The 26,724-nt window shown below is 64.6% G+C and carries 30 protein-coding genes; 8 read left to right on the forward strand and 22 right to left on the reverse strand.

Annotated features, from left to right (window positions below; genetic code table 11):
- Positions 1-17 precede the first annotated feature (17 nt).
- Positions 18-317, forward strand: coding sequence for a HigA family addiction module antitoxin (locus CK222_RS18700; RefSeq protein ID WP_067322571.1), 300 nt, complete (start codon positions 18-20; stop codon positions 315-317).
- Here the strand turns inward: CK222_RS18700 and CK222_RS18705 are convergent.
- Genes CK222_RS18705 through CK222_RS18725 form a run of 5 tightly spaced genes read right to left on the reverse strand, consistent with a single transcriptional unit; the run spans position 314 to position 4,890 of the window.
- Positions 314-1,291: a branched-chain amino acid ABC transporter permease gene (locus CK222_RS18705; RefSeq protein ID WP_095801375.1), complete on the reverse strand. Its 978-nt coding sequence runs from the start codon at positions 1,289-1,291 to the stop codon at positions 314-316. The genes CK222_RS18700 and CK222_RS18705 overlap by 4 nt on opposite strands.
- Before the next feature lies 1 nt (position 1,292).
- Positions 1,293-2,180: a branched-chain amino acid ABC transporter permease gene (locus tag CK222_RS18710; protein ID WP_066998448.1), complete on the reverse strand. Its 888-nt coding sequence runs from the start codon at positions 2,178-2,180 to the stop codon at positions 1,293-1,295.
- Between the two features lie 7 nt (positions 2,181-2,187).
- The gene (locus CK222_RS18715) at positions 2,188-2,892 is read right to left on the reverse strand and encodes an ABC transporter ATP-binding protein (RefSeq protein WP_095801376.1); all 705 of its coding nucleotides are present in this window, start codon (positions 2,890-2,892) and stop codon (positions 2,188-2,190) included.
- On the reverse strand, positions 2,885-3,685 hold the full coding sequence (locus tag CK222_RS18720; RefSeq protein WP_245418863.1) for an ABC transporter ATP-binding protein: 801 nt from the start codon (positions 3,683-3,685) through the stop codon (positions 2,885-2,887). Before CK222_RS18720 ends, CK222_RS18715 begins: the two co-directional genes overlap by 8 nt.
- Entirely contained in the window at positions 3,682-4,890 is a 1,209-nt protein-coding gene (locus CK222_RS18725; protein WP_066998453.1) for an ABC transporter substrate-binding protein, read from the reverse strand. Before CK222_RS18725 ends, CK222_RS18720 begins: the two co-directional genes overlap by 4 nt.
- Positions 4,891-5,444: 554 nt before the next feature.
- On the opposite strand from CK222_RS18725, the gene CK222_RS18735 reads away from it, so the two are divergent.
- Positions 5,445-5,765, forward strand: coding sequence for a hypothetical protein (locus CK222_RS18735; RefSeq protein ID WP_095801377.1), 321 nt, complete (start codon positions 5,445-5,447; stop codon positions 5,763-5,765).
- Positions 5,766-5,937: 172 nt separating this feature from the next.
- Here CK222_RS18735 and CK222_RS18740 read toward each other — a convergent pair whose 3' ends face one another.
- Complete coding sequence (locus CK222_RS18740; protein ID WP_095801378.1) at positions 5,938-6,534, reverse strand: YdeI/OmpD-associated family protein; 597 nt, start codon at positions 6,532-6,534, stop codon at positions 5,938-5,940.
- A 286-nt stretch (positions 6,535-6,820) separates the two neighbouring features.
- Here CK222_RS18740 and CK222_RS18745 point away from each other — a divergent pair, with 286 nt between their 5' ends.
- Positions 6,821-7,549, forward strand: coding sequence for an SDR family oxidoreductase (locus CK222_RS18745; protein WP_095801556.1), 729 nt, complete (start codon positions 6,821-6,823; stop codon positions 7,547-7,549).
- On the opposite strand, the gene CK222_RS18750 is transcribed toward CK222_RS18745, so the two are convergent.
- Both CK222_RS18750 and CK222_RS18755 read right to left on the reverse strand, forming a co-directional pair.
- A complete protein-coding gene (locus tag CK222_RS18750; RefSeq protein ID WP_095801379.1) occupies positions 7,500-8,441 on the reverse strand; it encodes a LysR family transcriptional regulator in 942 nt (313 codons plus the stop codon). The genes CK222_RS18745 and CK222_RS18750 overlap by 50 nt on opposite strands.
- 1 nt (position 8,442) lies before the next feature.
- Positions 8,443-9,345, reverse strand: a complete 903-nt coding sequence (locus tag CK222_RS18755) for a S1C family serine protease (RefSeq protein ID WP_095801380.1) — start codon at positions 9,343-9,345, stop codon at positions 8,443-8,445.
- A 211-nt stretch (positions 9,346-9,556) separates the two neighbouring features.
- Here CK222_RS18755 and yghU point away from each other — a divergent pair, with 211 nt between their 5' ends.
- Positions 9,557-10,426, forward strand: coding sequence for a glutathione-dependent disulfide-bond oxidoreductase (yghU, locus tag CK222_RS18760; RefSeq protein WP_095801381.1), 870 nt, complete (start codon positions 9,557-9,559; stop codon positions 10,424-10,426).
- 175 nt (positions 10,427-10,601) lie between these two features.
- Here the strand turns inward: yghU and CK222_RS18765 are convergent, their stop codons facing one another.
- Positions 10,602-11,147, reverse strand: a complete 546-nt coding sequence (locus CK222_RS18765) for a YbhB/YbcL family Raf kinase inhibitor-like protein (protein WP_095801382.1) — start codon at positions 11,145-11,147, stop codon at positions 10,602-10,604.
- A 356-nt stretch (positions 11,148-11,503) separates the two neighbouring features.
- Here CK222_RS18765 and CK222_RS18770 point away from each other — a divergent pair, with 356 nt between their 5' ends.
- Entirely contained in the window at positions 11,504-11,848 is a 345-nt protein-coding gene (locus CK222_RS18770; RefSeq protein WP_095801557.1) for a hypothetical protein, read from the forward strand.
- A gap of 241 nt (positions 11,849-12,089) precedes the next feature.
- Here the strand turns inward: CK222_RS18770 and CK222_RS18775 are convergent, their stop codons facing one another.
- A complete protein-coding gene (locus CK222_RS18775) occupies positions 12,090-13,319 on the reverse strand; it encodes a PLP-dependent aminotransferase family protein (protein ID WP_176477674.1) in 1,230 nt (409 codons plus the stop codon).
- A gap of 328 nt (positions 13,320-13,647) precedes the next feature.
- On the opposite strand from CK222_RS18775, the gene CK222_RS18780 reads away from it, so the two are divergent.
- A complete protein-coding gene (locus CK222_RS18780) occupies positions 13,648-13,962 on the forward strand; it encodes a GYD domain-containing protein (RefSeq protein WP_095801384.1) in 315 nt (104 codons plus the stop codon).
- A gap of 235 nt (positions 13,963-14,197) precedes the next feature.
- On the opposite strand, the gene CK222_RS18785 is transcribed toward CK222_RS18780, so the two are convergent.
- The 9 genes from CK222_RS18785 to CK222_RS18820 all read right to left on the reverse strand — a co-directional run bounded on the left by CK222_RS18785 (position 14,198) and on the right by CK222_RS18820 (position 22,741).
- Positions 14,198-14,353 (reverse strand): DUF1127 domain-containing protein, encoded by a 156-nt coding sequence (locus CK222_RS18785; RefSeq protein ID WP_095801385.1) that lies wholly within the window; start codon positions 14,351-14,353, stop codon positions 14,198-14,200.
- Positions 14,354-14,612: 259 nt separating this feature from the next.
- On the reverse strand, positions 14,613-14,705 hold the full coding sequence (locus CK222_RS31695; RefSeq protein WP_127240617.1) for a putative RiPP precursor: 93 nt from the start codon (positions 14,703-14,705) through the stop codon (positions 14,613-14,615).
- A 50-nt stretch (positions 14,706-14,755) separates the two neighbouring features.
- Positions 14,756-15,988: an amidohydrolase family protein gene (locus CK222_RS18790; protein WP_095801386.1), complete on the reverse strand. Its 1,233-nt coding sequence runs from the start codon at positions 15,986-15,988 to the stop codon at positions 14,756-14,758.
- A gap of 355 nt (positions 15,989-16,343) precedes the next feature.
- Positions 16,344-16,799, reverse strand: a complete 456-nt coding sequence (locus CK222_RS18795) for a GFA family protein (protein ID WP_095784258.1) — start codon at positions 16,797-16,799, stop codon at positions 16,344-16,346.
- Positions 16,800-16,884: 85 nt separating this feature from the next.
- Positions 16,885-17,436: an isochorismatase family protein gene (locus CK222_RS18800; protein ID WP_095801558.1), complete on the reverse strand. Its 552-nt coding sequence runs from the start codon at positions 17,434-17,436 to the stop codon at positions 16,885-16,887.
- A 127-nt stretch (positions 17,437-17,563) separates the two neighbouring features.
- A complete protein-coding gene (locus CK222_RS18805) occupies positions 17,564-18,004 on the reverse strand; it encodes a hypothetical protein (RefSeq protein ID WP_095801387.1) in 441 nt (146 codons plus the stop codon).
- A 162-nt stretch (positions 18,005-18,166) separates the two neighbouring features.
- Complete coding sequence (locus CK222_RS18810) at positions 18,167-20,179, reverse strand: amidase (protein ID WP_095801388.1); 2,013 nt, start codon at positions 20,177-20,179, stop codon at positions 18,167-18,169.
- 248 nt (positions 20,180-20,427) lie between these two features.
- Positions 20,428-21,192: a hypothetical protein gene (locus CK222_RS18815; protein ID WP_245433088.1), complete on the reverse strand. Its 765-nt coding sequence runs from the start codon at positions 21,190-21,192 to the stop codon at positions 20,428-20,430.
- Between the two features lie 58 nt (positions 21,193-21,250).
- Positions 21,251-22,741 (reverse strand): WD40 repeat domain-containing protein, encoded by a 1,491-nt coding sequence (locus tag CK222_RS18820; protein ID WP_095801559.1) that lies wholly within the window; start codon positions 22,739-22,741, stop codon positions 21,251-21,253.
- Between the two features lie 552 nt (positions 22,742-23,293).
- On the opposite strand from CK222_RS18820, the gene CK222_RS31710 reads away from it, so the two are divergent.
- Positions 23,294-23,401, forward strand: a complete 108-nt coding sequence (locus tag CK222_RS31710; RefSeq protein WP_141245906.1) for a putative RiPP precursor — start codon at positions 23,294-23,296, stop codon at positions 23,399-23,401.
- Positions 23,402-23,477: 76 nt separating this feature from the next.
- A complete protein-coding gene (locus CK222_RS32325; RefSeq protein WP_164746769.1) occupies positions 23,478-23,567 on the forward strand; it encodes a lasso RiPP family leader peptide-containing protein in 90 nt (29 codons plus the stop codon).
- A 157-nt stretch (positions 23,568-23,724) separates the two neighbouring features.
- On the opposite strand, the gene CK222_RS18835 is transcribed toward CK222_RS32325, so the two are convergent.
- From CK222_RS18835 to CK222_RS18845, 3 genes are all read right to left on the reverse strand, one after another.
- A complete protein-coding gene (locus CK222_RS18835; RefSeq protein WP_095801391.1) occupies positions 23,725-24,915 on the reverse strand; it encodes a hypothetical protein in 1,191 nt (396 codons plus the stop codon).
- Between the two features lie 186 nt (positions 24,916-25,101).
- Positions 25,102-25,878: an exodeoxyribonuclease III gene (locus tag CK222_RS18840; RefSeq protein WP_095801392.1), complete on the reverse strand. Its 777-nt coding sequence runs from the start codon at positions 25,876-25,878 to the stop codon at positions 25,102-25,104.
- A 169-nt stretch (positions 25,879-26,047) separates the two neighbouring features.
- Positions 26,048-26,698: an alpha/beta family hydrolase gene (locus CK222_RS18845; protein ID WP_095801393.1), complete on the reverse strand. Its 651-nt coding sequence runs from the start codon at positions 26,696-26,698 to the stop codon at positions 26,048-26,050.
- Positions 26,699-26,724 lie beyond the last annotated feature (26 nt).

Below are 26,724 nucleotides of genomic sequence, written 5' to 3' on the forward strand. Positions count from 1 at the left end.
CGACAGGAGCGGAACCAATGATCAACCTCGATAAGCCTATTCATCCCGGCGAGATATTGCGGGCCGAGTTCCTAGAGCCACTCGACCTGAAGCCATACACCCTGGCGAAAAAGCTTCACGTCCCACGTACCCGTATCGAGCGCCTCGCCAACGAGACCACGCCCGTTACGCCGGACACCGCTCTGCGTCTCGCCAAATTCTTTGGGACCACGCCACAGTTCTGGATGAACATGCAAGCCAGTTACGACCTGGCCGTGGAGGGCGCGTCGCTGCAGGAAGAGCTCAAGGAAATTAAACGGTTCGAGGCGGCTGCTTAAGAGCTCTTGCCGCCCTCCCTCCCCAGCAACCGCGCATAGATCTCCCCAACGATCCCGCGCCGGAAGATCAGCACGCAGACCATGAAGATCACGCCGGTCGCTATCGTCACCGGGAAGCCGGAGGTGGCAAGGGTGTTCTCGAGGCCGACGACGAGGCCGGCGCCGACCACCGGGCCGACCATGGTGCCGATGCCGCCAAGAAGCGTCATCAGGATGACCTCGCCCGACATCTGCCAGGTGACGTCGGTGAGGGTCGCGAACTGGAAGACGGTCGCCTTCACCGCGCCGGCGAGGCCGGCAAGGGCCGCCGACATGACGAAGGCGGCGAGCTTGTAGCGGCCGACGGAATAGCCGAGCGAAATGGCACGGTTCTCGTTCTCGCGGATCGAGCGCAGGATCATGCCGAAGGGCGAGTTGACGATGCGCCAGATGGCGAAGAGGCCGATCAGGAAGATGGCGAGCACGAAGAAATACATGTTCATCGGCACGTTGAGGTCGAGCATGCCGAAGAGATGGCCCCGCGGCACGCCCTGGATGCCGTCCTCGCCTTCGGTGAAGGGCGCCTGCACGCAGAAGAAATAGAACATCTGCGCCATCGCCAGCGTGATCATGGCGAAATAGATGCCTTGCCGGCGGATGGCGAGGAAGCCGACGACGAGGCCCATGCCTGCCGCGCCCGCAGCGCCGAGCAGGATGCCGGCCTCCGGCGGCCAGCCCCAGGCTTTCACGGCATAGGCGCAGAAATAGGCGGCGCCGCCAAAGAAGGCGGCGTGGCCGAAGGAGAGCAGCCCGGTGTAGCCGAGGAGCAGGTTGAAGGCGCAGGCGAACAGCGCGAAGCACAGCATCTTCATGACGAAGATCGGATAGATGAGGAAGGGGGCGGCGATGAGCGCCACGACCCCCAGCGCCACAAGCGCCCGTTCCAGCCGGACGGAGGCAGCGGCGCGCTCTGCGTGAAGGGTCGCCTCGCTCATCTTACGCGTCCCTTCCGAACAGGCCCGCGGGGCGGAGCAAAAGCACGATCGCCATGATGACGAAGACCACCAGATTCGAGGCCTCCGGATAGAAAACTTTGGTCAGGCCCTCGGCAAGGCCGAGCATGTAGCCGGTGACGATGGCGCCGAGGATCGAGCCCATGCCGCCGACCACGACGACGGCGAAGACGACGATGATGAGGTCCGATCCCATCAGCGGGCTGACCTGGTAGACGGGTGCCGCAAGGATGCCGGCCAGCCCGGCAAGTGCTGCGCCCAGCCCATAAGTGAGCGTCAGCAGCAGCGGCACGTTGACGCCGAAAGCCTGCACCAGCTCGGGGTTCTCCGTGGCGGCGCGCAGATAGGAGCCGAGCCTGGTCTTTTCGATCAGCAGCCAGGTGCCGATGCAGACGATGAGCGAGGCCACCACCACCCAGCCGCGGTAATTGGGCAGGAACATGAAGCCGAGATTGGTGCCCCCGGCAAGCAGGGTCGGCACCGCGTAAGGATTGCCGGAGACGCCATAATAGAAGCGGAACACGCCTTCGATGACCAGCGCAAGGCCGAAGGTGAAAAGCAGGCCATAGAGCGGGTCGAGCCGGTAGAGCCGCGACAGCGCTACGCGCTCCACCACGATGCCGAACAGGCCGACGGCCAAAGGCACGATGATCAGCGCCGGCCAGTAGCCGATGCCGAGATGGACGAGCAGCAGATAGCCGATGAAGGCGCCGAACATATAGAGCGCGCCATGGGCGAAGTTGATGATGCGCAAGAGCCCGAAGATGACGGCCAGCCCGAGGCTGAGCATGGCGTAAAAAGAGCCGTTGATCAGGCCGACAAGCAGTTGGCCGAGCAAGGCTTGGATGGGGATGCCGAAGATCATGGTCATTTGGCCATCATACCCCCAGCACCTCGTGCAGTTTGTCGGTGTGCGCGGAAAGCTGGCCAACCGGGAAACCTTCCACCACCTTGCCGTGATCCATCAGGTAGAAGCGATCGGCGATGCGGGCGGCGAAGCGGAAATTCTGCTCGACCAAAAGGATGGTCATGCCACGCTTCTTCAGCGTCGCCAGCAATTCGCCGATGCGCTGGACGATGACCGGCGCCAGGCCCTCGGTCGGCTCGTCGAGCAAAAGCATTTCGACGCCGGTCCTCAGGACGCGGGCGATCGCCAGCATCTGCTGCTCGCCGCCGGAAAGCTTCGTGCCCTGGCTGTTGCGACGTTCCTTGAGGTTGGGGAAGAGCTCGAAGATCTCGTCCACGCTCATGCCGCCCTTGGCCACCATCGGCGGCAGGATCAGATTTTCGTCGACGGTGAGCGTGGCGAAGATGCCGCGCTCCTCCGGCACGAAGCCGATGCCCTGGTGGGCGACGCGATGCAGCGGCAGGCGGATCAGGTCCTTGCCGTTGAAAGTGACGCTGCCCGTCCGTTTGCGGATCAGCCCCATGATGGCGCGCAGCGTCGTCGTCTTGCCGACGCCGTTGCGGCCAAGCAGCGTAACCGTCTCGCCGCGCAGGACTTCGAGGTTGACGCCGTGCAGCGCATGGCCCTCGCCGTACCAGGCATGAAGGTCGCGCACGGCAAGCAGTGGCTCACTCATGCTCGGTCCCCATATAGGCGACGCGCACGCGCTCGTCCTGGCTCACAGTCGCGTAGTCGCCGGCGGCAAGCACCTGGCCGCGCTGCATGACGGTGATCCAGTCGCAGAGATCGGCAACGACGGTGAGGTTGTGCTCGACCATCAGCACGGCGCGGTCTTTCGCCAGCGAGCGGATGATGCCTGAGATCGTGCCCACATCCTCATGCCCCATGCCGGCCATCGGCTCGTCGAGCAGCAGAACTTTTGGATCGAGCGCCAGCGTGGTGGCGATTTCCAGCACACGCTTCCTGCCATAGGAGAGATCGCCCGCCAGCCGATGCGCGGCGTCGTCGAGCCCGACTATGGCTAGCAGCTCGCGCGCCCGGGGCGTCAGCTGGTCCAGCGCCGAGACCGGGCGCCAGAACTGATAGCCCAGCCCGCCCGGACGCTGCAGCGCGACGCGCACATTGTCGAGCACGCTGAGATGCGGAAAGATCGCCGATATCTGGAAGGAGCGTACAAGGCCCATGCGCGCCACCTTGGCCGGCGGCGTGCGGGTGATGTCGGTGCCGAGCAGCTGGATGGTGCCGCTGGTCGGCTGCAGGAATTTGGTCAACAGGTTGAAGATGGTGGTCTTGCCGGCGCCGTTCGGGCCGATCAAGGCATGGATCCTGCCGTGGTGGACGTCGAGGTCGACATCCTTCACGGCGACGAATCCGGCGAAGTCGCGCCGCAGGCCGCGGGCGGAAAGCACCACCCGCGGCGTCTGGTCGATGCCGTCCCGGCGGACGGCGGTGGCGGTGTCGAGCGTCACTTGCTGACGAGCGGGCAGCCGCTGTCCTCGGCTTTCATGAAGGCCTTGTCGCCGGGAATGGTCGCCAGGTAGGTGTAGTAGTCCCAGTCCTTCTTGCTCTCCTCCGGCTTCTTGACCTGGTAGAGATACATGTCGTGCACCATCGAGCCGTCGGCCTGCACCTTGCCGTTCACCGTGAACACGTCGTTGACCGGCATCTCATGCAATTGCTTGGCCACCGCTTCAGTCTCGTCGGTGCCGGCCTTGTCGATGGCCTTCAGATACTGCGTCACCGCCGAATAGGTGCCGGCCTGGACCATGTTTGGCATGCGGTTGGTGCGCTTGAAGAAGCGTTGCGCGAAATCGCGGCTCACATCGTCGCGGTCCCAGTAATAGCCTTCCGTCAGCACAACGCCCTGCGCCGCCTGCAGGCCAAGGCCATGCACCTCGGCCAGCGTGAAGAGCAGCGCCGCCAACCGCTGGCCGCCGGCGACGATGCCGAACTCGGCCGCCTGCTTGATCGAGTTCGAGGTGTCGAGGCCGGCATTGGCTAGGCCGATGATCTTGGCGCCGGAGGACTGCGCCTGCAGCAGGAAGGAGGAATAGTCGGTGGAGCCAAGCGGATAGCGCACCTCGCCCAGCACCTTGCCGCCACTGGATTCCACGAGCTTGGCGGTCTGGTCCTTCAGCGAATAGCCGAATGCATAGTCGACGGTGATGAAATACCAGCTGTCGCCGCCCTGCTGCACCAGTGCGCCGCCGGTGCCGACCGCTTGGGAGTGGGTGTCGTAGGCCCAGTGGAAACCATAGGGCGAGCACTGCTTGCCGGTGAGGTCGGTGGAGGCGGCGCCGGTGACGATGTCGATCTTCTTCTTTTCCTTGGAAAGCCCCTGGACGGCGAGCGCGACGGAAGACGTGGTGAGCTCCATGATCGCGTCGACCTGCTCGGTGTCGTACCACTGGCGCGCGATGTTGGAGGCGATGTCCGGCTTGTTCTGGTGGTCGGCGCTGACGATCTCGATCGGCGCGCCCTGCACCTTGCCGCCGAAATCCTCGACCGCCATCTTGGCGGCCTCTACCGACCATTTGCCGCCGAAATCGGCATAGACGCCGGACTGGTCGTTCAAGATGCCGATCTTGACCTTGCCGTCCGAGATTTCGCCAGCCGCCGCCGGCATTGCGGATGCCGCAATGAGCGCGGCGGAGACGAGATAGGATGCTTTCACTGGTAGTTCCTCCCTTGTGGTCAACCACGGGAAACGCGGCGGACCTCGCAATGGTTCAACAGTTCCGTCGGATTGTGGATTGAGGCCTCGATCCCGCCTGCCACTCCTATTCTTGCGGGCCTGCTCGTTTGCGGCTGGGCCGCCGCGCGCCTTGGGTGCACGGGCGCGAGCCTAGCATCACATTTCGCTGGCCGGGAATGCTATTTTCGTAGCATGCGGATGGGTTGGGGGCAGCATGGTGTCCCTTCACCAGGGCAGCCGCTTGCCATCGCTAAAAAGCCGCCGGTCGGACCGTCGGGCAAGGTTGCGGCGCAGACGATGCCGGCTGCGCCTTGCGCGACGGGGCGGCCGCCGGCACCGCCCATGTCGCGACCCAGCCGGGGCAGGTCGAATTGACCAGCAAGCGCCCCCTCCCCGCCAGACACAATCCGGAAACAAGATTCAACAGCCCGGAAAAACTCGCGAAAAGACCGGCTGTCATAAGCGGCACCGGAGCAGCCGAACTACGGCCAGCGACAACCTGATATCGATCTTCGAAAAAGGAATGCCGACTTATGAAAAAGACCCTTCTCTCCGTTCTCGGCCTGGCGGTCGCGCTTGCTTTCGCGGTGCCGGCGCTCGGCACTACCGAAGCCAACGCTGCCGCGACCACGACGGCTGCGACCACGACGACCACCGCGGCTCCGGCTGCGGCCACCGAGACGGCCAAGCCGGACGCCAACGGCCCGCACAAGAAGCACGTCAAGCATCATCGCCGTCACGCCCGCAAGCATCACGTGAGGAAGCACTCGAAGCATCACGCCAAGAAGCATCATGTGAAGCACCACACCAAGAAGCGTACCCACAAGAAGCACGGCAAGAAGCTCGCCGCATAAGGCGCGTCGCCGGCTTTTGGCTTTTCAGCAATTGGCCAAAGACTTCATGACCGAATGATCCCGGACCGCTTCAACAGGGTTCGGGATCATCGCTTCCCGGAAACGCCGTCCCTCAAAGGCGGCGTTTTTGCTTACCGGGTCGCTGGCGCGGTCGTCCGGTCCGGATCGTGCCCTACTTCTTCTGCGGATAGATCGTCTCGCCGCGCTTCAGCATTTCGACGAACGTCTCGATCTTCTTCTTGCGCCCCGCCTCGGTCTTCATGTTGTGGACGCGGAAGGCGAGCGCGAAACGGTTCTGCGCCGAAAGCTTTGCCAGCATCGCTTTGGCCTTCGGTTCGGCATCGATCGCGGCCTGCAGGTCGGGCGGAATTGTCATCTCTTTCGAGCCGCCATAGGCGCGGTCCCAGCGGCCATCGGCTTTGGCCGCCTCGACTTCGCGCAGGCCATGCTCCGTCATGCGGCCCTCTTCGATCAAGCGCGCGACGTTGTCGACGTTGATCCTGCTCCAGATGCTCTTCCTGCCGCGCGGCGTGTAGCGCTGCAGAAAGCTCTTCTCGTCGAGCGACTTGCGCACCGCATCGATCCAGCCGAAGCAGAGCACGACGTCGATCGCTTCCTTCGGCGTGATCGAAGGAAGGCCAGAGCCAACCTTGTGGATCTTGATCCAGACCTCGCTTTCGCCGGCGTGGTTTTGGCTGAGCCAGGCGTAGAAGCTTTCAGCGTCCGAGAACTCGTGGACCTTGCTCGGGTCGACCTTGATGGGGGCCATCGGTGTTCCTTCTTGCCTGAGCCGAGGCTCCGATCTTCCCCTTTGTTGGGGAGACGGCCGGCAGACCAGAGGGCGCGCTGTCCCGCCAGCCCTGTCGAGACGCCGCCGCCTTAGCTTATAGTCGTGGGAATTTAAGGCCGCGTTTCTTGGCGCCCCCCTGCCCTGCCTGGTTGAATTATCAAAGCCGCGCCAGCCAACCATCGGACTCTCCGATAACACTATCGGTTTCTTCCGTTTCCGCTCCGCCGGCCGGCCTGCCACATCACCGTCCATGCAAAGGAAAGGCATGGACATGGACGAGACAAAAATCCTGATCGTCGGCGGCAGTTCGGGCATGGGGCTGGCGCTTGCCAGGCGCTGCCTCGCCGAAGGCTCCGGCGTCATCATCGCCGGGCGCAATGCAGCGAGGCTGAACGCCGCGCGCGATGAGCTCGGCTGCCCGGCCGCGCTGGCAACGGCGGTGGCAGACATCAGCCGCGAGGCCGAGGTCGCGGCGCTGTTCGCGCACATCGGCCGGCTCGAGCATATCGTCAGCACGGCGGCCGATATCGAAGGCGCCTACCGGCTTTTGCCCGACATCGAGCTTTCGGCGGCGCAAAAGGTTGTCGACAGCAAGTTCTACGGGCCGCTGCTGTTGGCCAAGCATGGCGCGCCGAAACTTTCGGCCAATGGTTCGCTCACCTTCGTCTCCGGCATTGCCGCCTACCGCCCGGCCGCGCGCGGCTCGGTGGTCGCGGCCGTCAACGCCGGGCTCGAAGGGCTGGTGCGGGCCTTGGCCATCGAGCTGGCGCCGATCCGCGTCAATGCCGTCTCGCCCGGCTGGGTCGACACGCCGATCTGGCAATTCGTTGCCGGCGATGCGAAGGACGAGACGCTTGCCGCGATGGCGAAGCGCCTGCCGGCGGGACGGGTCGGACGGCCGGAAGACATTGCGGACGCGATCCGCTTCCTGATGGGCAACGGCTTTACGACGGGAACGACGCTGCATGTCGAGGGCGGGCAGCGGCTGGTCTGACGAGCGCGAAGTTTTCGCCCATCGCCGCGAGCAAGAGCTTCAGCGCCGGCGGCTGGACGCGCCGGCGCCGCCAGATCATGACCAGCTCCGCCGAGCGGATCGGGCCCGGCCATGCGATCTCGGCCACCTCGCCGCGATCGAGCGCCGCGGCGACCGCCAGCCGCGGCACAAGGCCGAAGCCGGCGCCGGCCGCCACCAAGCCGGCGATGGCGTCAATGCTGCCAGCCTCGGCCGCGAGCTTCGGTCCGCCGAGCCCCGCCTCGGTGAAGGCCGTGTCGACCATGACGCGGTAGACGCATCCGGTTTCGGTGGCGACGAAACGCTTTTCGGCAAGCTCCGCCAGATCGACATCCGCCCGGTTCTCGCCCGGCGGCGCGATCAGCACCAGCGGCTCGGCCGCGACGGGGCGCCTGGCGAAGCGCTCGTCGGGCTCGCTGGCGCCCGGTCTGTCGAAGCAGAAGGCGACGTCGATCCCACCCTCTCCCAGCCTGCGGCGCAACTCGCCGCTGCCTGCGATTTTCAGCCTGATGTCGATGTCGGGATGAACGGCCTGGAAATCGGCGAGCCAGCCGGGAAGTTTTGCCGAAGCGATCGTCTCGAGCGCGCCGATCGACAGGCTGCCGGCCGTCTCGGCCTTGGTGGCATCGATGGCGGTCCGGGCGTCGTCGGCGAGCGCCAGCAATTCCTCGGCGTAAGGTTGCAGCGCCTCGCCGGCCGGCGTCAGGTCCAGCCCTTGCCGCGACCGTATGAACAGCGTCGCGCCCAGCTCGGCCTCGAGCGCCTGGATCTGGTCGCTGACGCTCGACTGTGCGAGATTGAGCTCGCCCGCCGCGCGCGTGACGTTGCGTGTGCGCGCGACCGCGAGAAAGGTCTTCAGCAGCCTTGGATGCACGTTACTGCAGCTGCGGCTTCTTGAGGAAGGAGTTGCGGTCGGCCGATTTTACGCGAAGCCAGGTCTCACGGCCGTCGCGCACGACGCGCAACGGAATTTCCGCGCCGGCCGGGTTCTGCCAGAGTTTTCGATAGAAGTCGGCGAGACCGTCAACCTCGCCGTCGCGCACGTCGGAGATGATGTCGCCTTGGCGAAGGCCAGCCTTTGCCGCGGGACCACCTTCGGCGACGCTCATCACCACCACCATGCCGTTCGACTCCGCCGAGAAGGCGCCGAGCCACGGGCGCGGCGGCTTGGCGACCTGACCGCGCTTGACCAGATCGTCGAGGATCGGCGTCAGAAGGTCGATCGGCACGATCATGTTGATGTCGGCAACCTCGCCGGCGCGGCTCATCTGCAGGCGCAGCGAGCCGACGCCGAGCAGCTTGCCGTCACGGTCGAACAGCGCAGCACCACCCCACGACGGATGCGCCGGCGCGGTGAAGATCGCCTCGTCGATGAGATATTCCCAATAGCCGGCGAACTCCTGCTTGGTGACGATGTGGGCGTCGACCTGCTGGCCGATGCCGTCGGCAAGCGTCACGGCGTCGCCGATATTGGCCTTCCTGGCATTGCCGAACTTGACTGCCGGCAGCCCGAGCGGCACCAGCGCCTGCACCAGGCCGAAGCCGGTCTCCTGGTCATAGGCCAGCGCATGCGCCGCAACCACGCGGCCGTCCTGGTCGGTCAGCCAGACCTCCTCGGCCTCGGTGATGAGATAGCCGATGGTGAGAACCAGCCCGCTGTCGCGGATCACCACGCCGCTGCCCTCACGGCGCGTGCCCAGCGCATTGGCGGTGAAGGCGTCGTCCGGAACCGTGGCGCGCACGGCCACGACGGAGCGCGAGATTTTTTCGATGGTCATCGTCGATCCTGAATTACGGGTCTTTTTCTATAAGTATGGCCAAAGGGACGCGGTGCAAGGGCATCTGTCCCTGACGGAAAAGGCGGGGCGCTGCTGGCCCAAGCATTAGTTCAACGAAATTTGAACTTTTTTCTTTGACGCCCGCGCAACCGCACCTAAATCTTGCGCCAACGAACCCCGCATCCCGCTCACAGCAACAAGGCCTCCCGAGATGAACCAGTACAACCCGCCGAAAGTCTGGACCTGGAACAAGCCGAATGGCGGCACCTTCGCCTCCATCAACCGGCCAGTCGCCGGGCCGACGCATGAGAAGGAATTGCCTGTCGGCAAGCATCCGCTGCAGCTCTATTCGCTGGCCACGCCCAACGGCCAGAAGGTGACGATCATGCTGGAGGAGTTGCTGGCGCGCGGCCACAAGGGCGCCGAATACGACGCCTGGCTGATCCGCATCAATGACGGCGACCAGTTCGGCTCGGGCTTCGTCGAGGTCAACCCGAACTCCAAGATCCCGGCGCTGATGGACCGCAGCGAGCCGAAGCCGGTGCGCGTGTTCGAGTCGGGCTCGATCCTCACCTATCTGGCGGAAAAATTCGGCGAGTTTCTGCCGACGGAGCGTGCAGCGCGGGCCGAAACCTTCTCGTGGCTGTTCTGGCAGATGGGCTCGGCGCCCTATCTCGGCGGCGGCTTCGGGCATTTTTACGCCTATGCGCCGGAGAAGATCGAATACGCCATCGACCGCTTCGCAATGGAAACCAAGCGGCAGATGGACGTGCTGGATCGGCGGCTGGCCGAAAGCGAGTATCTCGCAGGGCCGGACTACACCATCGCCGACATGGCGGTCTGGCCTTGGTATGGCGGGCTCGCCAAAGGCCGCAGCTACAACGATGCCGCGCAGTTCCTCGCCGTGCATGAATACAAGCACGTGCAGCGCTGGGCCGATGCGATCGACGCCAGGCCGGCGGTAAGGCGCGGCCGCATGGTCAACCGCATCTCCGGCGATCCGGCCTATCAGTTGCACGAGCGCCACGACGCCAGCGATTTCGAGACGAAGACGCAGGACAGGTTGCAAGCGGCGGAGTGAGCTGCTGATTTCCCCTTGCGTGGGAGATGGCCGGCAGGCCAAAGCGGGTCGCTGCGCCTGGAGCGCCGACGCCCGACGAACAATAAGAGGGCAAGTTGGCGCATCGTGCGCGCCGACCCCCTCTGTCGCCTTTGGCGACATCTCCCCCTCAAGGGCCCTCAAGGGGGAAGATCAGCTACCTCCCGTAGGTATACGTCACACTGGCCTCCGCCAGCGCCTGGCTCTTCGCCGCGACCGACACCATTTCGGGCGACGGATTTTCCGGCGTGCGCAGCTTCGCCTCACTCAGCGCATAGAGCGTGAAGACATAGTGGTGCGTGCCGCTGCCGGGCGGCGGACATGGGCCGAAGTAGCCGGCGCGACCGACGCCGCCCGTGCCGGACACCGTGCCCTTCGGCAGGCGCTTGCCGCCTTTGGAGCCGGCGCCTTCGGCGAGGCCCTTGGCGCTTGCCGGGATGTCCCAGGCAAGCCAATGCCAAAACCCCTTACCGTCGTTGGCATCGGGATCGAACATGGTGAGCGCGTAGCTCCTGGTGCCCGCCGGCGGGTCTTTCCAGGCAAGCGCGATCGAGACGCTCTTGCCGCCGCATCCGGGCTTGTCGCCGAGATATTTTGCGTCCCACTTGTCGTTGTAAACCGATGGGCTGGAGATCTCGAAGGCGGATGCCTGGGTGGCGAAGGCAGCGAAGGCAAGTCCAATCAGGCTGAGGCGCGAAGTCATGGCTTCACTCCTTCTACTTGGATTGCCCAAAGTCTATCCGAAAGGCGCGCCGGAGCCGAGCAACTTTGCGTGACGGCCGGCAGGCACCGGAGCTGCCGATTTCCCCCACAAGGAGGAGTTCCGGAGCACTGCCGACGAGCAGTGTCACGCGCGGCGGCGAGTCCATACTATCCCCCTCTCGCCAACGCGGGCGACCCGATTTGTCCTTGCCGGCCTTTCCTAAAAGTGCCGCCACCCGATCTTGCCGTTAGGCCAACAGAGCTATGCGGTTCTTCACGAATTTTTTCAGCCGGAACATCCCCTGGAAAGCTCCGTTGGAAACTTAGTCAACGATGCAAACCAATGGAGATTTCCTGATGATGAAGAAGATACTCGCAGCTTCCGTTCTTACCCTGGCGCTCGCGACCTCGGGCGCCATGGCTCAGACAGGCGGCGCGAGCGGCGACGCCAGCGGCAGCGTTTCGGGCGGCGTCTCGGGCACGACTGGCGGCGCCTCGGGCAGTGCGACGGGCGGTGCCACGGTCACCACGCCGACAACCCCTGGCACGGATACGACCACCACGAATTCCATGAATTCCACGAATTCGACGAACCAGCCGGCCGGCATGCAGGATCGCTGCAAGGATACGGGCGCCAACGATACCGACAACAACACGGCCAGCGGCAATACGACCTCGAACATGCAGAACTGCAACAAGTAGGGCGGTTTCGATTCGCGCCGGATCGCCGACACAAAAAAGCCCCGCCGGTGGAAGCCGTCGGGGCTCTTTCGTTGAGGCCTTGAAGGTGGGACTTCGCTGCCTGCCGATCCAGGGGGTGTTGGATCGGCCGCGACCCTAGCCGAAGAATCGGCGGGGCTATAATCACGGCTGCGCACTACCAATCACGCCTGCGCGAGAAGGAGGTGATAGCCGGCTGTCGATCTCTCTTTGAGGGAATTGGCTACCTCAGCAGCTTCGCCAATCGCGGCACGCCCTCGCCCACCGCGCGGTCGTCGGCCAGCGTGAAGGACATGCGCAGCGTGTTGCGGCCGGTGCCGTCGGCATAAAAGGCGTTGCCCGGCACGAAGGCGACGCGCGCCTCCTGCACCGAACGCGCCAGCAACGCGGTGGCGTCAGTGCCTTCGGGCAGCGTCAGCCAGACGAACATGCCGCCTTCCGGCCGACTCCAGGAAATGCCGTCCGGCATGTTTTCCTCGAGCGCGCCGAGCAGCGCGTCGCGGCGACGGCGATAGGCACCGATCAGCTTCTCCACCTGGGCGTCGAAGATGGTCTCGGCAACGCGATGCATGACCATCTGGTTGATCGACGGGCTGTGCAGATCGGAGGCCTGTTTCATGAGCACCAGCTTTTCCACCACATGGCGCGGCGCGCAGACCCAGCCGACGCGCATGCCTGGGGACAGAATCTTGGAGAAGGAGCCGCAATAGAGCGTGCGGGCATTATCGATGCCGCCCGAGCGGGCGCAATCCAGCGCCAGAATCGGCGGCACCGCCGCGCCGTCATACCGCAGCGCCCGGTAGGCGGCGTCCTCGATGACGGCGATGTCGAGCTCGCCGGCGAGGTCGAGCACCGCCTCGCGCTGCTTGCTATCCAGCGTGTTGCCGGTCGGGTTGGCGAAATCCGGCACCAGATAGGCGAATTTCACCTTGCCGCCGTTGCCGGCGGCTGCCGCGCGATAGGCCTCCGGCGTCATGTTGCCGCCGGCGGTGTTCAGCCGGTCGTAACGCGGCTCGTAGGCGTTGAAGGCTTGCAGCGCGCCGAGATAGGTCGGCCAGGTGACCAGCGCGGTGTCGCCGGGCGACAGAAACAGCTTGCCGAGATAATCGAGCGCCTGCTGCGAGCCGGAGGTGATGAAGATGTTGCCCTCGTCGCATCGGATGCCGAGTCCGCCCATATAGCCGGCCAGCCATTTGCGCAGCGGCAGGAAACCTTCGCTGACCTGGTATTGCAGCGCGGCCCCCGCTTCCGCGCCGCCGAGCACGGCCTGATAGGCGTCGCCGATGGCCTCGGCCGGAAACAGCGAGGCATCGGGAATACCGCCGGCGAACGAGATGATGTCGGGCTGATCGAGCAGCTTCAGGAGCTCGCGGATTTCCGAGGCCTTCATGCGCGAGGAGCGCGAGGCCAGAAGATTCAACAGGGTCAAAGCGCACCTCCCGCAGTGCTTCATTTCAGTAATTTAGGTCAGGTTGGTTGACCTATTATCAGGCCACGTCCGTCGCGTGAATACACAAAACGGCCATGGCGCATCGCTCTGACGACATTTGGCCCACATATCCTGATGGAGATATCAGGCACGACGGCGGTCCGCTCATCGCGGGATTGTCGCAATATTAGAATGGGCGCATATTGTCGCAAGCCGAAGCCGTGCTCCGGCTGAACCGCCTGTTGGCCAAAATGCCCAGGCGGTCCGTGACCAGGTCAAATGTCAGTGAAACAAACCTCGGCTGCTCAACCCAATGAGCAGCCTGAGGCAATGATATTTGGAGGAGATAGCAATGAAGGTCACCATACTGGCAAAGTACGAACCCCATGCGGCCAAAGGGCTGATGCAGGGATCGAACCGCGAAGCTGCAGTCCAGGCGGTCTTTGAAAGCGTCGGTGGCAGGATGAGCAGCCTTATGTTCACGCGCGGCATTTACGACGTCGTCGTCAATGGCGAGGTGCCGGATCAGGTCGCCGGGATGGGCATGGCCCTTGCCGTGCGCGCGAGCGGCTCGTTGAGCGAGCTGGTCGTCCTCGAAGAACTCGACATGAAAGCGGTGCTCGCGGTCGCCAACAAGGCTGCCGGCGCCTACAAGCCCGCCGGCTGACCGTCCGGCCAGGCAGCACGGACGGCGCGTTCGTCGTCCCGTGCTGCCAGCATCACGTCACCGCAGGCCGAGGCTTTGCTTCGACGCATGCCCTTATCCCAAAAAACCGCTCCGCACTCTTGGGCGACAGGCATTAGGACGTTTCACCGTTTCACGGAAACGGCGAAATGTCCTATCTCTTTGTTTTGACGCAATTTCGGACGGAAAACCGCTTCACACTTTTCCTGAAATTGCTCTAGAAAGGCAATCGAATCTCGTCGTCCCGGGCGGAATCGGGCCATCCGATGTCCTTGCGGATCTCCGGCGGCAGTTCGTTCAGCTCGCGCGTCGTCCTGCGGCGCCTGCTCGCCTGCGCGAACGCGGCGCGAATTCGGTTAAGGCTCTTAAACATCGCAACCTCCACAAAGCAGCGGCAGAACTGGCGGCCGCCCTCCGGGCGCCGCTTTTGAGGTGCGTCTGTAACCAGGCGATTGCGCGCAGACGGTGAAATGCTTCACGAAGCCGGAGCGGCCTGAAACATTTGTGTGCGAATTAAATTGGGTTTCGACGTCGCGGCACTAGACTAGAGGCGAGTGCCAACAGGCGGCGCTGCCGGCAATAACGGGCGCACAATTGCTGATTGCCTTGTCCGCCAAGATAGGCGTCAGGTGTTAGTCCGTACCACCGGAAGGAAGTTGCTGCGCGGTCTGCGCCGAGAGCCGGCCTTTGCGGACGAACGTCGGCTTCGAATATTCTTTTTTCATGGCGAAATCTCCCCTGCCTCGCCGGAAAATGCGGTACGGCTATCGGACTGTCAAGCAGATGGCAGGCCGGTGAGGCCGGCCCGATCAACCACCTTCCCGTCCCTGATCACTTCCCTGCCCGCGCGATACACGGTCCGCTCCTTCGGCACGGCCACCACCGCTTCCGGCACATGCTCGGCCCTGAGCGCGACGAAATCGGCCTTGGCGCCGACGGCGATGCCATAGCCTTCGAGTCCTAGCGCCCTGGCGCCGGCATGGCTCACCACGGCGTAGGCGGCTTCCAGCTCGCGATCCTCGTAGAAGCCGGAGCGGTAGCCGATCATGTTGGCGCGGTTCAGCATGTCGCCATCGCCGTAGGGCCACCAGGAATCGCGGATGTTGTCGGAGCCGGCAAAGACCGTGACGCCCGCCTTGCGCAATGCCGCCACCGGCGGGAAAGGATGGTTGCCGGGCGCGTTGGTCATGATGGCGACGCCGGAGGCGGCGAGCAGCTCGCCGGCTTCGGCCAGCGCGTCGGCGGAAATGTCGCCCAGCGCATAGGCGTGGCTGACAGCGACTTTGCCTTGCATGCCCAGTGCCGTGGTCCGCGCGGCGATCTCCTCGATCTCGAACAGGCCGAGGGTGCCGCCGTCATGCAGGTGGATATCGATTCCGGCGCCGTGTTTTTCGGCAAGGCCGAAGACGACGTCGAGATGGCCCTTCACATCGCGGTCGAAGCTTGCCGGGTCCAGCCCGCCGATCAGATCGCAGCCGAGCTTCAAAGCCTCGTCCAGAAGTTCGGCGGTGCCGGGCGACGACTGGATGCCGCTTTGCGGGAAGGCGACGAGCTGGATGTCGATCAGCTCGCGATATTTTTCGCGCACGGCAAGGATCGTTTCGACATGTTTCAGCCCGACCGCGGCGTCGACCATGACGTGGCTGCGCATCGCAAGGCTGCCATTGCCGATGCAAAGCTCGAGCTGGTTTTTCGCGCGCTCTTCCATCGGCGCGGCCTGCTCGAGGTTCCGCATCTGGAAGGCGACCCGCTCGCGCACATCGAAGCCGTTGGTGCAGGGAATGTGCGAGCGCCAGGCATCGCCATAGAAGGAGGTGTCGAGATGGATGTGGCCCTCGACGAAGGCCGGCAGCACGAGCTGGCCGGCGAGATCGACGGCGCCTGGCGCCGCGCCGGCGGCATTGGCGGCGGGCGTGATGGCGTTGAAGCGGCCGTCGGCAACGGTGAGGTCGGCCAGGGAGCCGTCGGCGAGTTTTGCGTTGAGAAAGCGGGGCAAGATGCAATCCATCAGCAATGATGCATCAGTCGTCGTCCCTCGGCAGGCAGAGGTCAATGCGGATCGGGATAGAAAGTGTTTCGCCGAAGTTCTCTGTCACCCGCGGTTGGCAGATCGCGCGCCCGATCGCCTGCGCCGCCGTTAACCTTAATTCCAAGCGCCGGTGGGGAAGTCCCTGTCGCCTGCCTATTCCGCTATCGCGGAAGTTTCGGCACGAGAAAAACATGCCATAGTCCAGGCTGCGGTACGAGGCCGCCTTGGTCGACGCGGACGCCCAAGCACATCCCCAACAATGTCGCCCCCAACGGCCGCGTCGACCTTGTACTGAACGGCGATCTGACCCGGGTCGCCGTTTTGTTTTGGGCGATCAGGCCTGGGACTTTGCATATTCCGCGACCAGCCCGTCATATTCCTCGAAGGCCGGCAGGGCCGCGTAGCTGTGCAGGGCGGGCGTCTCGGCCCAGGGCAGCTTCTCGCTGGTCCAGGTCTCGACGAAAGGCGTGAACCAGGCGGGGTCATCCAGCATGGTCGGGCGCAGATTGACGAACCAGTCGAGCCCCTCCGGCCGGGTGAACATCCAGCTCATGCAGTAGCCGCAGAAATAGTGCTTCGAAGCGCCGTGCAGGCCGCCGATCACCGGCTCGCCCTTGGTGATCTCGAAGCCATCCGCGGGAATGGCGGCGCTCAGCGAATAAGCGCTCGACGACATCTTCTGGCAGCCGGTGCAATGGCAGGCCATGGTGAGCAGCGGCTTGGCGGAGATCCTGAGGCGCACGCGGCCGCAGCGGCAGCCACCTTCGGCGGGCAGGGAGGGGATTGGCATGAGCGCTCCTTGGTTGGTTTTCCCTTCTCATCCGTCGCCTTCGGCGACACGTTCTTCCCACAAGGAAGAAGGAGGAGCCAAGCCCTCAGCCCCCAATCAGCGCCGCGGTCGTCGTCAGCCGCGCGCCCTGCTTGGCGAAGGCTTTGTTGTGCCGGACGATGATGTCGGGCGCTTTCTCCTCCTCGGAATCGAGCGTCGAATGCGCATCCGAAACGACGGTGACGCCGAGGCCCTGGGCAAGAGCGCCTTTCACCGTGGCGGCGACGCAGAAATCGCTCTGCGCGCCGATGAGCACCACGTCGCGAACGCCCTGCCCCGCGACCCACTGCCCAAGATCGGCGTTGGAGAAGGCATTGCCGACGCTCTTGCCGAAGGTCGGTTCGCCGGCCGCCTGGCCGAGCTGCGGCCATACCGGCCAGCCGGAAGCGCCCGGCGCCAGCGGATCGCCCGCCGGCCCGTCATGGCGCACGAAGGCCACCTTGCGGCCCGTTTTCCGCGCCCAATCGATCAGTTTTCGCGCGCGCTCGGCAATGACGTCGGCATCATGGATCGGCGGATCGAAACGGCCGTCGAACATGCCGGTCTGCAGGTCGATGACGATCAGCGGAGCGGCGGCCGAGGGAGCGGTATCTGGCATGGGCGCGAAGATAGCGGAGGTGGGGGGTGGGTCAAGGACGCGGAGCGTGATCCCGCCCTTGTGGCAGATCGACAGTTCGGCGCCGCTCGCCACAGCTTGGATTCAGGGTACGAGCTAGAGCATTCTGCTAGCGGTTCCTCAGAACATAGACGCTGCCAGCAAGGAGGCCCACCGCTATGGCGAACAACACGAGAGCAATAGCGATCCGCCAGGCAACATCCAATGAGCGGCGACCCGGCAGCGAACTGCCGGCTTCGCGCAGTGTTCCAACGGCTACCTTAAGAATTTCCAGGGCGAGAACTACGCAGACCGCAGTAGTTGCGAAAGCCAGCAGCATCTTCGGTGCAGGTGGATGATTGTATAAACCGACGATGGACTCACCCAAGCGGTAAAGGGCGATGGGCGCATATCCCATGGCCGCGAAAAGGCCGCCGCCCACCGCAAAGTACATGGCCAGGCGCCAGAGCCAGTCTGAATGTCGCCTGCCGGCCGATTTCCGGGCCCGATAGTCGAGCGCCGCAAAGCAAAGGGTCCCAGCCGACCAGCAAAGTCCGATCCACCAATTCATGGATGTATTCTATTGTTCCGCTGGTTAGTTTGAGATTAAGGACGCCCGCCTCCTACAGGCACGGCACCGCTGCCGGAGCGCTCAATCTTCTTCCAGCACCCTCATCCGTCTCGGCGCTACCCGCCGATCCTCTTTCTCCCACAAGGGGAGAAGATAAGCGCCCTACCCAATCCCGCCGGTCACAACATAAGCCCCGCCAACTCGCCGAGCCGGCAGCCTCACGATCGCCGTGACGACCGAGCCGTAAGCGCGGCGCCAGACGCTGTGGAAGCCCTGATGCGTCGCAGCCGGCACGACGGCCCGGCCGGTGTGGCGGTTGCCGCTTCCCTGCATGGCGACCGGTTCGCCGTTGACGTGGACTTTCACGGCTGCATCCGGCCCGGCCTCGCCCGCGTCGATCTCCAGCGCGATCGCGATCTCGTCCGTGTCGCCGGCATGGATTGTCTCGGCGGTGAGGGCCAGCATAAGCAGCGCTTCGCTGGGGCGACCCAATGTGCCCTCGCTCCGTTCAAACACATCATCGGCCAGCGGCGGCGTGCGTGGCGGGACGGTGCGGCGCTGGGTGGCGCGCTCGTAGCCGCCGGCCATCGTCAGCAGCGCCACGTCGTCATAGGCCTTGCCGGCGAAGGTGAGGCCGACCGGCATGCCGATATCGGCCATGGTGCCCATCGGCACCGTCACCGTCGGGATGCCGAGATGGCGCCAGACCAGATTGCCGTTGGCGACCCAGGTGCCGTTGCGCCAGGCAAGATCGGCGGAGGCCTCGTTGACATCCGCATCGGCCGGGCCGACATCGGCGACGGCCGGAAGCACCACGGCGTCGAGGCGGTTGGCGTCAAGCCAGATCTCGAAGTCGATGCGGCGCGTCTCTTCCAGCCCCTTCAGCCCGTCCTCCATGGTGGGAATGGCCTCGAGCGGGCTCACCCCGTCCTTCGCCCGCTCGACATAGTCCGCCAGGTCGAAGCCGTCGTCGCCATAGCGGTCGGGCAGCGTGCCCGGCGGCTGTGGAAAGATTTTCGGGCCATCAACCGAGGCGAGATCGGGAATCGCGGGATCAGCATTGGCGCGCAGGAAATCGTCCCACGACCAGATTGACAGGTCCCAGATCTCGCGGTTTGCAAATTCCTCCGGCACCAGGCCGCGATCAACCATGGAGCGCGCGCCCGGACGGTCGCGCTCATAGTTCGATACGACGGGGAAATCGACCTCGACCACCTCGGCGCCGAGTGCCTGCAGGTCATGCGCGGCCTGCCGCCAGAGCTCCAGCACCGAGGCGCGCGTCTCGATCGGCCGGCCGGCGCCGAGATCCTTGCCGATATACATTTTCGGCACGCCGAGCCGCTTGCCCTCGAGCGCACCTTGCAAGGAAAGCCCGGTATAGCTCGCCGGCCTCAGCGCTGATGCCTTCGGGACCGAAACCCAGGGCTGCACACGCCAGAAATCGCCGCGCGTGTCATGGTCGTCGGCGACGATGACGTCGAGCAGTTCCAGCATGTCCGGCACGCTCCGCGTATGCGGCACCACCACATCCATGGTCGGCACCAGCGGCCAGTTGCCGCGCACCGAGATCACGCCGCGCGACGGCGTGTAGGCGACCAGAGCGTTGTTGGAGGCCGGCGCGCGGCCGGACGACCAGGTTTCTTCGCCGAGCCCGAAGGCGGCGAAGGACGCGGTCGTCGCCGTCCCCGAGCCGTTCGACGAGCCGGAGGCGAAGGCGGCGGTGAGATAATCCTTGTTGTAGGGGCTCTCGGCGCGACCATAGACGCCGCGCTGCATGCCGCCATTGGCCATCGGCGGCATGTTGGTGAGGCCGATGAGCACCGCGCCCGCGGCGCGCAGCCGGGCGATCGTGAAGGCGTCCTCGCTGGCGATCAGATGCTCGAAGGCCGGCGAGCCGGCCGCGACCGTCAGGCCTTTCACCTTGTAGCTGTCCTTGGCGGTGTAGGGGATGCCGTCCAGCGGTCCAAGCGTTTTGCCCGCGCGGCGTCGGCGGTCGGAAGCTGCCGCCTCCTCGAACACCTTTGGATTGAGGATGGGCACGGCGTTCAGCGCTATGCCGTGGCGGTCGTAGTGGGCGATGCGCCGCAGGTACGCGCCGGTGAGCTCGACGCTTGTGACTGTGCCGTCTTCCAGCGCGCGGCGCAGGTCGGCGATCGAGGCTTCGACTATATTCATGGCTTGGCGAACCTCTTGTCAGCAATCACGCGTCCGGCGAAGGTTGGCTCGAAATTCGTAAGCCGCGATCCGTCACACCCCCTCTGCCCTGCCGGGCATCTCCCCCGCAAGGAGGGAGCTTGGATGTCGCGCAAGCTTTTGCCAAACCGCCGACGTTGCAGGGAGGGCCCCGTAGCCGATCTGCTGATCTCCCCAAAGGTCGGGGAGATGGCCGGCAAGCCAGAGGCGGGCGCTGTCCTGCCGACAATTCAGACGATCGAAGAGGTGCTAGTTCGGTGTTTTGACTTGCGTTCGATCCACCAGTCGTTCTGCCAATCTTCATCGCCGAGAAGCGAGCCCTCCATCCGCTCGAGAGATTCGTTCCAGCCGGTTTTGGCGAACACTTTCGATAACAGCAGAAACGCGTCTATCCGCCACTCCTCCCCGGGGAGTGAGAAGAAGGCGCGCCGCCACCCTTGGAAGTCGGGGAAACGGGCGTGCTCGGCTTCGGTAAAGGGAGTATCGATGACATGACGCACCAACCGGCCCGAGCGCACAAACGGGTCGAGGCGAGCCAACGTTTCCGACAGCCATTCCGCCGGATAAGCGTCATGGAAGACTGCCAGCGGCTTGCGACCTTCCAGCATCAGCGGCAGCTCGAAATTCGTATGAACGAGATACGGGACCTCACGGATTGGATGCCAGGACTCGATGCGGTTGAGCCTTCGATCAAGCTCGCGAGGTGGAATGCATATCGCGCCAAGTCGCTCGAGGTCGTCCGGGTCCAAATGCCATGAACCGGATAGCTGTGGACTGTCGCACGCCAGAACCGCGCGAAGCTCTTCCAGGTCTGAGACGCGAATTCGGGCTTCGGCGACCGCCGAACCGGTCGCAGGATCGATCTCCTGCAGGACAAAATAGATGGATTCGGCAGTGTTGCTCACATGGTGACGATGGCTGCTTGGACAATACTTGTACAGGCTTTCTTCAGACAGGTCACATTCCTTCGCTTGCCTCTCTGCCCTGTTGGGCATCTCCCCCGCAAGGGGGGAGATTGGATGTCGCGCAAGCTGTCGCCAATCTCCTACTTTGCTACTGCGGCGCGCCGGCGAACAGCACCGTGCCCTCCCCTCCTGCCGCCGGCCAGTTGCGGATGGTGCCGTCGATGCCGCCGGTGAGAAGCGTGCCGTCGGCGGCGAAGGCGACCGAGTAGATCGGCCCGGTGCCGGGGTCGAACTCGGCGATCTCGGCGCCCGTATCCATATTCCAGATCCGCGCCGTGCCGTCGAGCGAGGCGGAGCCGAGCCGTTTGCCGTCGGCCGATAAGGCGAGCGCATAGACGGTGCCGGAGTGGCCGTCGAAGCGGCGGACCTCCTTGAAGGTGTCGAGATCCCAGACTTTTATCGTGTAGTCGCCGCTGCCGGTCACCGCATGGTGGCCGTCGGCCAGGAAGACCGCGCCATAGGCGCCGCGATCGTGGCCGTGCCAGCTGCGCAGCTGCTTGCCCGCAAGGATGTCCCAGAGCTTCAGTTCGCCGTCGATGCTGCCGGTGAGCGCCCTGGCGCCATCTGGCGAGATGGCGACGGAACTCACCGACCAATCGTGGCCCGGCAGGACATGCAGCACCGTGCCTTTCTGCAAATCCCAGACGACGACGGAACCGGTGTCGTGGCCGCTGACGGCGAGCTTGCCGTCGGGGCTGATCTTCAGTTGCCGGACGCCGCCGTTCGCTCCGGACGAGAAGACATGCAGCACTGTGCCATCGGAAAGCTGGCGCAGCACGATCTCGCCGTCGTCGCCGGCGGTGAGCGCGCTTCTGCCGTCGGGCATGAAGAGCGCGCTGCGCGCCATGTCCTTGTGGACGCCGAGGTCGCGGATCAGCCGCTTGCCGTCGATATCCCAGAGCTTGATCATGCGATCGGTGCTGGCGCTCATGATCTGGTGGCCGTCGGCCGACACCGCCAGCCAGACGACGGCATCGCGGTGGCCTTCCGGCGCGGTCGGCTGGGCTGGGGGCGGTGGCCGAGGCGGCGCCAGCGTCTGCGGCGGCGTGGCCGGCGCCAGCGCGGTCTGCCGGGCCGGCGTGGTTGCAGGCTGCGCCGGTGCGGCGGGCTGCGGCGGAGCGGCCGCCGGCTCGGACGATGCGGCCGGGGGCGCCGGCGCGACAGGCGCAGAGGCCGGCTCGGTCCCAGGCTCTGCCGGAGCGAAGGCGACTTCCCTGGCCGGCGCGGCCGCATCGCCCCCTGTTTCCCGCCACCGGCCGAACTGGTCGGCGAGGATGACGACAAGGGCGCTGAGCGGCACGGCAAGCGCGATGCGGCGCAGCCGCGGACGCCCGGCCGGCACGGTCGCAGCGTCGCGGCCGAACAGCGGCGCCGTAGGCTCATGCCTTGGCGCGCCCGGCAGCAGGCCGGCAAGGAACGAAAGCCCGGCGAGAATCGAAAGCATGCCCGCCGCGCCGAAGATCCCGGCGCTCGTCGTGGCCGGGGGCTTGCCCCCCAGCGCCAGATAAAGCTTGGCGAAGCAAGCGAAGCCGACGACGAGCATCGCCAGCGCCAACAGCCTGTCGGTCGATCTTTTCATCGGCATCCCCCAGGCGCCTCCACTCCAACTGGCGGAAGGCGCATCGGCCATTCTAGCCGAGCTTTTCGCCGGGGCTAAGTGCAAGAGATCACACGAAGAAAGGTAAACGTGCTTTGGCGCGGCGTGACTTCTTCAATCCCGCCGCCGGCCGAATTTCGCTTTACTCAGCCGGCCGGCCAATATCCCGATGCTCAGAACCGAAGCGTGATGTCTTTCGCTCCATAAACAAGCGGCCCGTGAGCAGAAAGCCACACTCCCCAAGAATAACAAGCTCGACTACCCGCGCTGGTTGACAGCAAACGCTCTTATGACATTATCCGCCCGGGATTTTCAGGAGAGCCACAGCATGAAGAAGATTTACGAGAAGCCTGTGTTGGTCCGCAAAGGCAAGCTTTCGATGGTCGTCGCGGGTTCGACACCGGTCCCGGGTTGATTCGGGGACAGCTCGATCAGCTTCATTGATGTTTGGGGCCAGCTGTCATCCTGGCTTGTTGCGTGACAAGGCGGCTGATTATCGTCTTGTCAGTTCGAATGGTTAACGGGGGTTCAATCATGAAGAAGACTTACGAGAAGCCTGTGTTGGTCCGCAAAGGCAAGCTTTCGACAATTGTCGCCGGCGGTCCTTCTACTGTTATCAATGGCGGCGGCCCGGCGAGCTGATCTGCCGGACAATCTGCTGTTGATGCCTGCCGACCCTGGCTCCTTCTTGCGATCCAGGAAATTCGCGGAACCGGCCATGAAGAAAACCTATGAGAAACCAAGGCTGGTCAAGAAGGGCAGGCTTTCGGCAGTCACCGCCAACGGCGCCACTTCGCTCACCTTCTGACCATTACAGCGCGTTGCACCGAAATTCAGGCAACGCGCTGCAATTCCTTGTTTTAATGCACTTCTTCTCCCGAAGCTGCGGCATCCTCTGGGCGACCCAGTTCGCCTTTGCTTGACACATGTCCCCCGCAAAGCCGCCGCGCTTTAGCCGACATGCATCAGAGCGCCAGCACGAGATCATCCAACACCATCTGCCAGTGATGCTTGGTCGATAGACGCACGCGCGTCACCGCCTTCAGCATCGGCGCGTATTGAACCGGCGCCAGCGCCGACAGCGTGACCTCGTCGCGCGCGATCAACTCGTCCCCCAGCCAGCTTTCGACCAGCGCGCTCTCCCCTTCCGAGCGCAGCCATGCGGCGGTCAGCATCACCGAATGGAAGCCGAAAGGCGCCGCACGGCCGAACTCTGCCGGATGGCCGCTGCTGGTATAGGCGATATAGGCGCCCGAGACGTTGCCGTTGACGTAGCCTTCGCTGTTCCTGGTGTGGTCACGCGACATGGCGTTGAGATTGTACCAGTCGAGCCCGGCGTACCCGGAAGGAATCTTGCTCAGGCCGCGCGTGGTGATGTCGTCGAAGCCGATGGTGCTGAGCGCCGCGTCGGGCTCAAGCGCCCCGGACGCAAGCAAGCCGAGGTCGGCCGGATAGGCCGACAGCGCGAGGCGCCGGTCGAACCCGCCGCCGGCGATCACGACCTGATCGGCCTCGGCGGCGAGCGGGAAGCGGAAGGTGGTGGCCGCGCCGAGCGGGTGGCTTTCGAGCAGCTGGCCGTTGCCCATCACGGATAGGGTTGCGGTGGCCGCGGCCGGCGTCCTGCCGCTCACCATGCGCGCAGGGGTAAGGCCGACGGGCCCTGGCAGGCCCTCTCCGGCCAAACCGACAAGCGAGCCGGGCGCATCCGTCACGCGCACAGGCTGGTTCTCGTTGGCGCCGCTGGCGCGCCAGCCGGGCGGCACGGAGACCGAAAAGCGAAACGTTCCAGGCGAGCGGATCACGGCGCTGCGCCGCGTCGACGACATCGGGAAATTGGCAAAACCGGCAGCGTTGCTTCGCGCCGCGACGATGAAGCGGCCGGACTGGTCGAACAGCCGCACCACGATGCCGGCCATCGGGCGGTCGGCCTGACCATAGGTTCCGTCGCCGTCGACATCCATGAAGACGAAGGATGAGAAGTTCAGCTTGCCGGATGTCGGACCCCAGGCGGTGCGCGACGCATAATCGCCGGCCGGATTGGGATTGCCGCGCGCCCTGCGGCGCTTGCGCCGCCAGCGCAAAGCGAGCGCCATGAGGGCAGTGGCGCCGGCGATGACAAGGACGGAGATGAAGAGAACGAGGGCGTTGTCAGCCACGGCGGGGAAGCGTTGGCTGGAGAAAAATACTCAAGCTGAAAAGCATAAGGTCCGCGCCCCCTCGTAGTCCTGCAAAAGCTAACGCGAGCCGACGTTGCTGCACAGACATTATTTGCGAGAGGCTGGCATCAAAACGTAGAGACGCCGGCGGGACAGCGCCGCCTTTCCCTTCTCCCGTCTAGAAGCTCAGGTCGCCAGTTCCACCCACACCGGCGCATGGTCGCTGGCGTTTTCCTCGGCACGCACCTCCCGATCGATGCCCGCTCCTTTCAGCTTCCGCACCAGCTTCTTCGACAACAGAATGTGGTCGAGCCGTAGGCCGGCGTCGCGCGGCCAGCGGTTCCGGCGGTAGTCCCAGAATGTGTAGAGCTTCTCCTGCTTCGGAAAGACCTTGCGCAGCGCATCCGTCCAGCCCTGATCGATCAGCGCCGCAAAGGCGGCGCGGCTTTCAGGCTGCACCAGCGCGTTGTCGTCATAGGAGCGGGTGGCGTAGATGTCGCGCGGCTCGGGCACAACGTTGAAGTCGCCGGCAAGCACGACCGGCAGGCCGGTGTCGAACAATTCGCTCGCATGCGCCGCGAAGCGCTGGTGCCAGGCGAGCTTGTAGGTGAACTTAGGCCCGGGCTGCGGGTTGCCGTTCGGCGCGTAGAGGCAGGCAATCACGATGCCGTTGACCGCCGCCTCGATGTAGCGCGCCTGGCGGTCGGCATCGTCGCCGGGCAGCGCGTCGCGTGTCAGCACCGGCTCGGCGCCGCGAGCCAGGATGGCGACGCCGTTCCAGGTCGGCTCGCCCTTCCACACCGCGCCATAACCGGCCTTCGCCAGCCGGGTCAGCGGAAACTGCGTGTCGCGGGATTTCAGTTCCTGCAGACAGACGACGTCGGGCTTGGCTTTGACGAGCCAAGCCAAGAGGTTTTCCAGCCGGCTGTTGATGTTGTTGATGTTGAAGGTGGCGAGTTTCATTTGCCGAAGACGCCTCTTCATTCGTCATCCTCGGGCTTGACCCGAGGATCGATGCCGTGACCATCGCCGTGGAACCTTGCGGGGGCAAAATTCTGAGCCGTTCCAATGCCCTAGCGTCACGGCATGGATCCTAGGGCCTGCGCCGCGTCGCTTCGCTCCTTGCTTCGCCCTAAGATGACGAAGCGAGAGGCGCCATCCGAGCTTTTATCGTCTCCGCCACCGTCTTCAGGTGATCCGCCACGGAAAACCCCGACACCGCCTTGCGGGGCTTGAGATCGTGGTCGCCGTCCTCCAGCCAGATCATCTCTATTGCCGCGGAAAGGCCGTAGGTCGCGACCTCATGCTTGGTGCCGAAGTCGTCGCGGGTGCCCTGGAAGATCAGCGTCGGCGTCTTCAGGTCGGCGAGATGTTTTGTCCGCAGTTGCTCCGGCTTTCCGGGCGGATGGAAGGGGTAGCCCAGACAAACCAGCCCGGCGATCTCGCCCCTAGCAAACATCTCGTCGGCGACCATCGAGGCGACGCGCCCGCCCATCGACTTGCCGCCGATGATGAGCTTGCCGGTCACGTCTTTGGCGCGCAGATCGGCGATCGCCTTGACATATTCCGGGTTCACGGTCTCGGCGCGCGGCGGCGGCTTGCGATGGCCAAAACGGCGCGCAGCCATGTAGTGGAACTCGAAGCGCGCGACGCGGAAGCCGGCGGTGGCGAGAGCCTTGGCGGTGGCGGTCATCGAGGGAGAGTCCATCGCCGCACCGGCGCCGTGCGCGAGCAGAATGGTGACGGGGGCGGAGTCGGGGCCGTCGAAGAGGAAGTAGGTCATCGGGCGGGCTTCCTGGCAAGGCCGCA

The sequence above is a fragment of the Mesorhizobium sp. WSM3866 genome (genome assembly GCF_002294795.1).
Lineage (GTDB): Bacteria > Pseudomonadota > Alphaproteobacteria > Rhizobiales > Rhizobiaceae > Mesorhizobium.